Consider the following 9715-nt stretch of genomic DNA (forward strand, 5'->3'; position numbering starts at 1 on the left):
TACCAAGCATTACTCAGCTGCATTCAACCTTGTAAAAATCTTCCATCACTTTACCAGTCCTGATAATCCAACCCTTGAGCCCTGTTATGCTCAAGGCTGCGATCCCGTTCACGCTTGCGCCGCATATAAAGCTCGCGAGCGCGTAGGAGATCATATTTCCTGTCTTCTGCAAGATCACTTGCGAGAATGGCCTTTTCCGTCACGCGGGATAGGGCCTTTTGCCTGCGGATGACTTTATCGCGAATAATAGCCTTCAGCTCAAACGGCACATCGGTTCTGAGCTTCATCATCTCAAAATCATTCAGTGCGATTTTCAGGGCGCGGCGGTTCGCTTCAATCCTATCTCTATGATTACCCAGTTTAAGCTGCTGCTCACGCCAACGCTGGCGCTTTTGATCCAGATAACGGAAAGCCCGTTTGGCTTTTTGCCTCTTGGCGCTGTCTTTGCCAATTTCTCCCCTACCATGCATCCGACCAATTAAATTGGGGTTTTCTTTAACAAGTCGGTCTGCGACCTTAACACCGTGAACTGCTTCAAGCTTGCGCCATTTTTGTAACGCTTTGGATGGGTTTCGGAAGATGGGCTTGAGAGACTCCAATACAGTTTTTTCTCGGCGCTCATGCCAAATATCCAGAGATCGAAACGCTTGCTTGGCCTTGACCCTTTTATCTGAATCATAAGCTATCCGCTCCCAGCCATTCATCCGGCCAAGGATTTGAGGGTTTTCGCGAATAAGTCGCTGGGCTTCCTCAACCCCGTATGTTGTTTCGAGTGTGCGCCATTTTTCTTCGGCTGCTTCTGGGTCTCGGAACACTATTTGAAACGACTCCATTAGGGTCTGGCGGTTTTTCTGTTCGCGAGCTTCCATAAACGGAAGGCCTTTTTGTAGCCGCTCTTTTTCCCACTCTAGTCTACTTATGCGGCGTTCACCGGCGCGGTAAACAGCCTCAACCCCAGACCAATAGCGATAATCCCAATCGGCGGCTTCAAGCTCCCGCACGGGATCACCACGTTTCTGGTCCACGGCCTTTTGTGCTTCATAAACACGCTCAGCCCGCTTGCGCTCAGCCGGTGTCATTGCGTCATAGCCTGGAATATTGGCTTCTGGCGCTTCGCCCCTCGCCAGCTCCTTCATGCGGGCGGCCATATAGGTATCAAAACGCTCACCAAAGCGTTCTTCAAGCTCAGCCAGGCGCACCCCTTTGCCCATTTGTGAAAGCTTGGCGAAACGGTCTCCATTTGTGAGAACCATCCCTTGCCCCTTACGTTCCAGGAAAATACCCTGTGCGCCGAGGCGGGCTGTTAGGTCGTCCCAGTCTTTGGCGTTATAGAAATGCCCCTGAACTTTTTCACGCAGGGCTTTCACTTGGGCCTTATCCATTGCGATTTGTGGGGCGCGTTCTTCGCGCTTGGCCTGCCAATACTCACCCTCTTGCACTTGGCCTGGCTGCTCCTGCTTCAGGGCTTCCACAAGATCAAAATCATCCACCCGCTCTTTATCGCGAATGCGTTCTTTTTCCAGCGGGATATTAAGGCCGCGCTCACGGGCAATATCTCGGCACAGCTCGGTCAATTTACGCCCATCATTATGTCGGTCAAACGCCTTTCCGGTTTGCGGGTGCACACGGTTAATCAGAAAATGCATATGGGGGTGCTTGGTATCTTTATGGGCATAGATCATCATCTGGTGTTCGGTTAGGCCCATGCGTTCTATCGCTTCACCAGCAATTTCCCGCATCACTTCTGGCGGGACTTTCCCACGCCTTGCGTCCTTCGGGTCAAAAGACAGAACAAAATGATAGGTGGGCTTTTTACAGCGCAAATTTTGGGCTGCGGTGGCCTCCATAATCGTAGCGGCGGCAATGGGGTCTCTGGTTTCCAGATTGCGGACCTCCATCCAGTCAACGCGGTCTGGGGACTGCCCCTTTGTGCGCCCAGATAAGTAAAGCGCAGATGCTTTAAAATTTGAAGGTTGCTTGGCTGGGATTTTGAAACGCATGGATCAGCCCTTACCCCTTACCACCCGATAAGGCATCTTCCAGCGGCTTTAGGGCCAGCTTGATAGACTGTATGGCAAAGGTACGTTCTTCAGCTTCAATATCAGACCCGCTGTTGGCTTTTCGTGCCAGGCCATTGATGGCATGACCAGCACCGTTGAGCGGTTCGAGTTGTTCCTCGATGAGGCTGATGAGGTCATTTCGACCAAGCAGCCTTTCCACCATGTGACCGCCAACGTAGCGCGCCATTTTTAGGAAACGCTCTTCACCGGTTGCATCGTGAAGCTGGCGGAAGTTCGTGGCAATGGATTGCAGCTCATAAATGAGCTTTTCAAACACAAGATTGGTGACGGGTTTGGACCTGGGGCGCTTCCCCAAAATGGTCGTACGAGCATAGGGGCCTGCCAGCATACCAGCGGCGCGGGCCATGTCTTCCACACGCGCATATTCCTCTGCCGTGAGCCTTACACTCAAAACACGGTTGCGCTGGTCTTCAGGAGCCTTTTTAGGACGCGCCATGATCATTCTCCCATGCCGTTTAGCGAAGCGCTGGCATGGCCACTTTAGCCTGCTGCCAAGCACAAGATAAGCCTGGCTTGAGACTTCCCCCAATCTTCAGATGGGGATGGTCGAATGCCATAAGAGCCTTTTCGCCAGAAAACCTGCGCCCATCAGGGTTAAGGGGTTTTTGTATGCGAAAATACATCTTGCAGTCAGCCTGAGCTGCCAAGCACCTCTGCCTTTTATGGAATATATCAATAATTCCAATACTATAAACGACAATGACACTCTATAATACGCATACGAAAACAGCAAGAGGCAATAACAAACAGCAAGCCACAATACCGACCATCACGGCGCAACACCGTCAGGAATGACTTAGGAATAATAGCTGACAAGTGACTGAACAGGCTATTCTGGGGCTTGCAAGCACCCGTTTTCATCCCCACACCTTACGTATCAATCTATCTTCATTACCGTTTCAAACGCCTTGGCTTATGCCTGCGCTTGAACGCTGATTTTCACAAACTTCAAACACAGGGAACCGCCACGGAAACGTGCGCGGCATTTTGCTATGCGCAACCACTCGAACCTCACCCACAAGCCCGAAAAGGTAGAGATCAAATCTATTCTTAATGAAGGCCGAAGAATTTTCGGACTTGGGTCAGATAACAACATCTATCGCTGGCTGGACTCGGATGGCTTCTGGGCTCTTCATTCCCTCAAAAAGCCGCAAACCTAGTTTAACCTTTATCGAAAGACCGCCCCCGAAAGGGGGCGGTTTTTTTAGCTCTATTTCCTAATGATACTCAGCTAGTCTGTAGGTTTGATCATGGCGCTGATATGGCTCCGCCTCTTCCGCAAAAACTGGGTCAATTGCACCGAGTATTCTGGAGTAACCGCATTCTTTACTGAAGTACGTTTGCTCAACGCCATTCGCCAAGCATCAATTGAAAGGAGGCCATTTAACATAAATAAGTCCGCCTGTTCTTCAAACACGTCAAAGTATCTGAAAACAGGCGCATAAACCGCATCCACCAGACAAAAGCTTTCGCCTGCGAAAAACGGCCCTTGTTGGCGTGCGCGTTCCTTATTCAAACGGGCCATTCTGCCGCTTAGATCATCCCGAGCTTTGCTGAAAGCCTCTTTATCTGGCGCATTATAGAGCCGGGCAATGTTGTTTAGAATTTCACTTCCATACTCTATCCAGCTTCTGTGCTGGGCCCGCCTCAAAGGATCATGGGGATGCAGCGGATGAGGTTGCGTTTCTTCTAAATACTCAAGAATTACAGAAGACTCAAATATGACTGCCGTGTTGTCACCCTCGCTAACAAGCAAAATTGGCACCTTGCCAAGGGGCGATTTTTCAACAAACCAGTCAGGCTTATTCGAAAGATCAATATACACTCTTTCAAACGGGACTCCCTTTTCCGCGAGAGATATTGCCGCTCGCTGCACATAGGGGCACAGAGTGTGACTGACCAACGTCAACTGTAAATCTGCCGCTTTCATATCAAACCTCTTTAGCGCTCACTTTATTGAGGTTGGGGAGTTCGGCTGATTTCCAAAGAACAAACCGGCCATCACCGAGGAGGAATTGACAAAAAGCCAGAAGCGTCAGGTATGCGGGATATTCCCAACCACCATTTTCGTAGCCGAACATCCACCCATTGCCCCAATGCGCCCACGTCGCACCAGCAAGTACTGGGACGAGAGCCAGTGATACCCATCTGGCCTGAATGCCAAGAATGAGCATGATACCGCCCACTGCTTCAGCGAAAAATACCACATAGGCAAGAGATGCAGGCAATCCAATCGAGACGAAAAACTGGGCCGTCCCCTCCAGGGTGAAAATCATTAATTTAAGGTAGAGTGAATGAGCAATAAACATGATGCCAAGCGCTATGCGCAGCAATGTTGTTGCGATTGGAGTGTAAAGAGATTGCATTGTCGATCAGTCCTTATATAGATGCATTTGCATCTATATAATCATAGCTATACCCTATTGTCAATCTTGATGCATTTGCATCTATATGCTAGAAGTATCACCATGAGTCATTCAAGCAGCACACTAAAAGAAGTTCATCAGGTTGCCTGGGCACGAATGTTTCGTGCATCCCAGTCAATTCTTGAGGCTGTCGAAGCGGAGTTAAAGAAACATAAGCTCCCCCCCTTGAGTTGGTACGACTTGTTACTTGAACTCAACAGAGCTGGACCGGGTGGTCTACGACCCTACGAGCTACAGTCCGCCATGCTCATCCGTCAGTACAGTATGAGCCGCTTACTCAGTCGCGCCGAAGGTGATCAGCTCATCTCTCGGAGCAACTGCGATAATGACGGCCGTGGACAGGTTGTTGTTATTACCGCCGAAGGGCGCGCTATGTTGAAGAAAATGTGGCCGATATATCGTTCAGTTCTCGAAAAAAAAATTGGCAGTAAGCTGAGAACTGCTGAGACTGAGGAGTTATCGAAGATTTTGCAAACCTTATTGTAGGGCTTAAAATTTGGCCCGTGGCTGCGAGTAAAAGAAGGTAAACGACATGGCGAAAACTCATTAAGAATGCTCCAAGCTCTATAAAAGTCAGTTGGTTGGCATCTCTGCTGATCCAACTGGTCACGGCTTATCAAAAGCTTGCCCCTGACTTTATCCGCGACCGTTGCCGTTATGAGCCTTCCTGCTCAGCTTATTCAAAACTAGCATTCAAAAAACATGGGGCCTGGAAGGGCCTTTTGATGACTTTAGGGCGGCTAAAGCGTTGTCGCCCGCCAAATGGTGGGGAGGATTTCCCGTAAAGCCTCCCCATACTCATTCACGTTCACATACCCTGCTCAGGAAAGGACACTCTATGGAAAGGTATGAATATCGCTGCGTAAATGCGCCCACTGGCATTGTGGTCCGCAAAGAAACCGACCGCGATCAGGCCATCAAAGCCTATGAGAATATTATCAACCAAGAAGCGGCTGAAGGTTGGGAATATGTAGGGATGGACAGCTATACTACGCACATCAAGCCAGGCTGCTTCACACTTGCCCCAGCCCAAACGCAGGAAACCCATCGTATGCTGGTTTTCAAGCGCCCCAAATAATCTAAAGGGGACACATCATGGAACCAGCCGTACTCTTATTCTTTTTGGTGGGCGGTATAGGGCTTGCCATATATCTATTCTACAGCATGAGGTCTGGCTATAGAGATGGCTACCGACGCGGCCAGGCTGAAGCTGTAGCCAAGGGGGCCAAGCCCTGGGGCAAGCCAATGTCCCATACCTTTGGCTCCGCCTATATCATGACCCCACCCCAGATTATTAATGCTGGTCTCGGCATGGCCCCTGCGACATTTCAGAAACGGCTCAAAGGCCTTGATTTGGGTTTTCTGATATTGGGAACAACGCAGTATAATAAGCAAACGGCAAATATCACCTTTGAACAAGCAGGTCATCTTCTGACGATTGCGCCCACACGATCAGGCAAAGGGGTGTCGGCGGTTATTCCGAATCTGTTGTTTTACACTGGCTCAGTAGTGGTGAATGACATTAAGGGCGAGAACTACGCTGTGACCGCAAGCTGGCGGCGCAAGATGGGCCATAATGTCCATGTGTTTGCGCCTTTTGTTGATGAAGAAGTTGACATGTTCAACAGCAGCCGTTGGAACCCATTTGATATGCTGATTGATAGTGATGATCCCTGGGAGGACTGCCGCTATATGGCGGAGCTTCTTGTACCAGATGAACGCGGCAATGATGACTTCTGGTCAAATGCCGCTAGGAACTTCCTTACTGGCCTCATCCTCTATCTTCACGGTCAAAGGGACAAACAGGCCCCGATGCTGGTGGATATCCGTATCTTACTCACTCAAAATGAGGCCGAGTTTCTGGAAACGCTGCGCGATATGATTGAGTGTGGTGACAATAACGTAGAACGTGCCGCCAATGTCATGTGGCGGGCAGATGATAAAGTACGCGAAGGCATATTAAGCACTTTGGATAGCCACCTGAGCTTTTTGGACAGCAAAAAGCTGGTGGCCTATACGCATGATTCCACCATGAACTTCAAAGATCTCAAAGAAGACCTTTGCTCAATATACCTAATCCTGCCGCCTGAGCGGCTCCGGACCTTTGCGCCGTTTGCACGCCTTTTCATGGGCATGGCCGCGCTTGAGATGAAGCGCACACGCAAAAAGCCTCAACAGCCTGTCCTGTTTATGATTGATGAATTTCCGGCAATGGGCCGCATGAGAGTAGTTGAAGAGGAAATAGCATATCTCGCAGGTTACGGCATTAACCTATGGCTTTTTGCTCAAGACCTAAAGCAGATTGCCAGCATTTATGGCGACAAGGCACAAAGCATCATCGCCAACTGTACTGTAAAGCAGTTTTTTGGTGTTTCAGACGTTGAGACTGCCCAGCTTGTAAGCTTGATGTGCGGGGAAACATCCATCCCGTCGATCAGCTATTCAAGCGAGCAAGGATTGTCTATCAAAAATGGCAATCTCACCTTATCCTCCGGTGCTCGCCCCCTTCTTACAACAAATGAAGTAATGAGCATGGACAAAGAGACCCAGCTCTTGTTTTTCCAGGGACAGCAGATGGTCATTGCAGGCAAGCCAAATTACCTGACTGATCCATTATTCAAGGATAACGGCCAACCCATATATAATGATAACCCGTTCTTCGATTAAAAGACCCATTCCATATCCGTCATCTTAAAAGACAAGAAAACTGATTTGGAATGGGCCCCTAAGTTCCGCTATTCGGTACTTTCAGCAACGTCTGCAACTGGGCGGTGTTTCTCGACCCACATAATGAATCGCTCCCGATCAATATAGATACGGGAACCTATGCGAATAAGGCAGGCCTCAAACCCGTTGCGAGCGCCGTTATATATCCACCAACGAATAGTCTTTTCGCCAAAGGCAGGAAAAGCCATCACTAGTTGATCGATTGTCAGGATGTTCTCGCCATTCATGGATAAACCCTTTCAACAGTTGTTTCAGCTTATCCTTTTATGCAGGTTCATGGTTATTCTCCCTGACATGTAACCATGCGCTACTGCGAGACGAATTAGCTCACCCAAACTGTCTGCTTCAGCGCATAACTGCATGCTTCTGTTATTTCTGTGGCTGCCTGGCTAATCTCCGTGTCTCTTTTTCCTGACACCCGCCATTCTTCATCCAATTCTTTTGTGATCTGGTTTTATTGAGATTTGCTGTTGGTGACCGTCTTTTCTTATCGCTTAGTGGTCCAATTTTGGTCCAAAAGTGGGATTTGGTCCAATTTTCAGAATACCTCAGACAAAGAAAAAGGCCAGTAACTTATTGAAGTTACTGGCCTTATGTTTGGTTGCGGGAGTAGGATTTGAACCTACGACCTTCAGGTTATGAGCCTGACGAGCTACCGGACTGCTCCATCCCGCGTCAAGTGTGTTTAAGGCCCTTGGGCCGGTAGCAGTTTTGTCTGGCGCCTTTCGGCGATGCAGACGGTCACGCTGATGCGTTCCTTTTGGCGGACTGCTCCATCCCGCGTCAAGTGTGTTTAAGGCCCTTGCGGCCGCCCGCCCTTCTGGGCGGAAGTGGATATCAGCCTACGGCTGACACACACAGAATACTAATTAAAAAACCGGCACATGGCCGGTTGATTAACGTTTGAAGAGTGATGATGTTTTTTACTCTTTTGTAGATCTGGCGGCGACCTACTCTTCCGCGCCTTAAGACGAAGTACCATCGGCACAAAGGCTTTTCACTTCCGGGTTCGGTATGGGACCGGGTGGGACAACCTTGTTATAACCACCAGATCAACAAAAGAGTAATTGCGTGTTTTACATGCTGCTTAAAGATCCTCACTCATTGACTGCAGAATATACCTTCTACAGCCCTGAGCGCGTTCCATGTGAGAGGCGATCGCATCAGCGTCGCCTCGCAGCGGGAACAAGACATAAGAGAAAAACTTTCCTCTCTGTCTATGGAGGGCTCTCAAGCCTATCGAGCAATTAGTATCAGTTAGCTTCATGTGTTACCACACTTCCACACCTGACCTATCAACGTGGTGGTCTTCCACGGCTCTCAGAGAGACCTAATCTTGAGGGGGGCTTCCCGCTTAGATGCTTTCAGCGGTTATCCCGTCCGGACATAGCTACCCTGCAATGCGGCTGGCGCCACAACAGGTCCACCAGAGGTCCGTCCACCCCGGTCCTCTCGTACTAGGGGCAGCTCCTCTCAAGTCTCTTGCGCCCACGGCAGATAGGGACCGAACTGTCTCACGACGTTCTAAACCCAGCTCACGTACCTCTTTAATTGGCGAACAGCCAAACCCTTGGGACCTGCTCCAGCCCCAGGATGAGATGAGCCGACATCGAGGTGCCAAACACTGCCGTCGATATGAGCTCTTGGGCAGTATCAGCCTGTTATCCCCGGCGTACCTTTTATCCGTTGAGCGATGGCCCTTCCACACAGAACCACCGGATCACTATGACCGACTTTCGTCTCTGTTCGACTTGTCAGTCTCACAGTCAGGCAGGCTTATGCCATTGCACTCAACGATCGATTTCCAACCGACCTGAGCCTACCATCGCGCGCCTCCGTTACTATTTGGGAGGCGACCGCCCCAGTCAAACTACCCGCCACAGAGGGTCCCAGTCCCGGTTTCACGGGACGTGGTTAGATATCAGGAACAACAAGGGTGGTATTTCAAGGGTGGCTCCACCAGGACTGGCGTCCCGGCTTCAAAGCCTCCCACCTATGCTACACATGTTATCCCTAATACCACTCTGAAGCTGTAGTAAAGGTGCACGGGGTCTTTCCGTCTGACCGCGGGTACTCCGCATCTTCACGGAGAATTCAATTTCGCTGAGTCTATGCTGGAGACAGTGGGGAAGTCGTTACGCCATTCGTGCAGGTCGGAACTTACCCGACAAGGAATTTCGCTACCTTAGGACCGTTATAGTTACGGCCGCCGTTTACCGGGGCTTCAATTCGGTGCTTGCACACCTCCTCTTAACCTTCCGGCACCGGGCAGGCGTCAGACCCTATACGTCGTCTTGCGACTTCGCAGAGCCCTGTGTTTTTAGTAAACAGTCGCCACCCCCTCTTATGTGCCCCCACCAAAGAGTTGCCTCGATGGTGGGCCTCCTTCTCCCGAAGTTACGGAGGCAATTTGCCGAGTTCCTTCAGCATAGTTCTCTCAAGCGCCTTGGTATGCTCTACCAACCCACCTGTGTCGGTTTA

The 9715-nt window shown here is 50.0% G+C and carries 9 protein-coding genes, 1 tRNA gene and 2 rRNA genes (1 of these 12 cut by a window edge); 4 read left to right on the forward strand and 8 right to left on the reverse strand.

Annotated features, from left to right (window positions below; translation table 11 throughout):
- Nucleotides 1-50: 50 nt before the first annotated feature.
- From ACOOGA_RS02190 to ACOOGA_RS02205, 4 genes are all read right to left on the reverse strand, one after another.
- Nucleotides 51-2000: a relaxase/mobilization nuclease domain-containing protein gene (locus tag ACOOGA_RS02190; protein WP_420429412.1), complete on the reverse strand. Its 1950-nt coding sequence runs from the start codon at nucleotides 1998-2000 to the stop codon at nucleotides 51-53.
- Nucleotides 2001-2010: 10 nt separating this feature from the next.
- Nucleotides 2011-2517, reverse strand: a complete 507-nt coding sequence (locus ACOOGA_RS02195) for a plasmid mobilization protein (protein ID WP_420429414.1) — start codon at nucleotides 2515-2517, stop codon at nucleotides 2011-2013.
- 795 nt (nucleotides 2518-3312) lie between these two features.
- On the reverse strand, nucleotides 3313-4011 hold the full coding sequence (locus tag ACOOGA_RS02200) for a glutathione S-transferase family protein (RefSeq protein WP_420429416.1): 699 nt from the start codon (nucleotides 4009-4011) through the stop codon (nucleotides 3313-3315).
- Between the two features lies 1 nt (nucleotide 4012).
- Entirely contained in the window at nucleotides 4013-4447 is a 435-nt protein-coding gene (locus tag ACOOGA_RS02205; RefSeq protein WP_420429418.1) for a DoxX family protein, read from the reverse strand.
- Nucleotides 4448-4549: 102 nt separating this feature from the next.
- Between ACOOGA_RS02205 and ACOOGA_RS02210 the strand changes: the two genes are divergently transcribed.
- The 4 genes from ACOOGA_RS02210 (at nucleotide 4550) to ACOOGA_RS02225 (ending at nucleotide 7174) form a co-directional block, all read left to right on the forward strand.
- Nucleotides 4550-4993, forward strand: a complete 444-nt coding sequence (locus ACOOGA_RS02210) for a MarR family winged helix-turn-helix transcriptional regulator (RefSeq protein WP_420429420.1) — start codon at nucleotides 4550-4552, stop codon at nucleotides 4991-4993.
- Nucleotides 4994-5088: 95 nt separating this feature from the next.
- The gene (yidD, locus tag ACOOGA_RS02215) at nucleotides 5089-5292 is read left to right on the forward strand and encodes a membrane protein insertion efficiency factor YidD (protein ID WP_420429422.1); all 204 of its coding nucleotides are present in this window, start codon (nucleotides 5089-5091) and stop codon (nucleotides 5290-5292) included.
- A gap of 53 nt (nucleotides 5293-5345) precedes the next feature.
- Nucleotides 5346-5585 carry a DUF4177 domain-containing protein gene (locus ACOOGA_RS02220; RefSeq protein ID WP_420429424.1) on the forward strand — a complete coding sequence of 80 codons (240 nt, stop codon included), beginning with the start codon at nucleotides 5346-5348 and terminating at the stop codon, nucleotides 5583-5585.
- A 17-nt stretch (nucleotides 5586-5602) separates the two neighbouring features.
- Nucleotides 5603-7174: a type IV secretory system conjugative DNA transfer family protein gene (locus ACOOGA_RS02225; RefSeq protein ID WP_420429426.1), complete on the forward strand. Its 1572-nt coding sequence runs from the start codon at nucleotides 5603-5605 to the stop codon at nucleotides 7172-7174.
- A gap of 68 nt (nucleotides 7175-7242) precedes the next feature.
- On the opposite strand, the gene ACOOGA_RS02230 is transcribed toward ACOOGA_RS02225, so the two are convergent.
- The 4 genes from ACOOGA_RS02230 to ACOOGA_RS02245 form a co-directional block, all read right to left on the reverse strand.
- Nucleotides 7243-7461, reverse strand: coding sequence for a hypothetical protein (locus ACOOGA_RS02230; protein WP_420429428.1), 219 nt, complete (start codon nucleotides 7459-7461; stop codon nucleotides 7243-7245).
- Between the two features lie 371 nt (nucleotides 7462-7832).
- Nucleotides 7833-7909: transfer RNA gene (locus tag ACOOGA_RS02235), tRNA-Met, on the reverse strand.
- A gap of 262 nt (nucleotides 7910-8171) precedes the next feature.
- Nucleotides 8172-8286: ribosomal RNA gene (rrf, locus tag ACOOGA_RS02240) — 5S ribosomal RNA — on the reverse strand.
- A gap of 174 nt (nucleotides 8287-8460) precedes the next feature.
- Nucleotides 8461-9715: ribosomal RNA gene (locus tag ACOOGA_RS02245) — 23S ribosomal RNA — on the reverse strand; it runs 1490 nt beyond the window's last position.

Origin of the sequence: Kordiimonas sp., assembly GCF_965216265.1 — a bacterium.
Taxonomy (GTDB): Bacteria; Pseudomonadota; Alphaproteobacteria; order Sphingomonadales; family Kordiimonadaceae; genus Kordiimonas.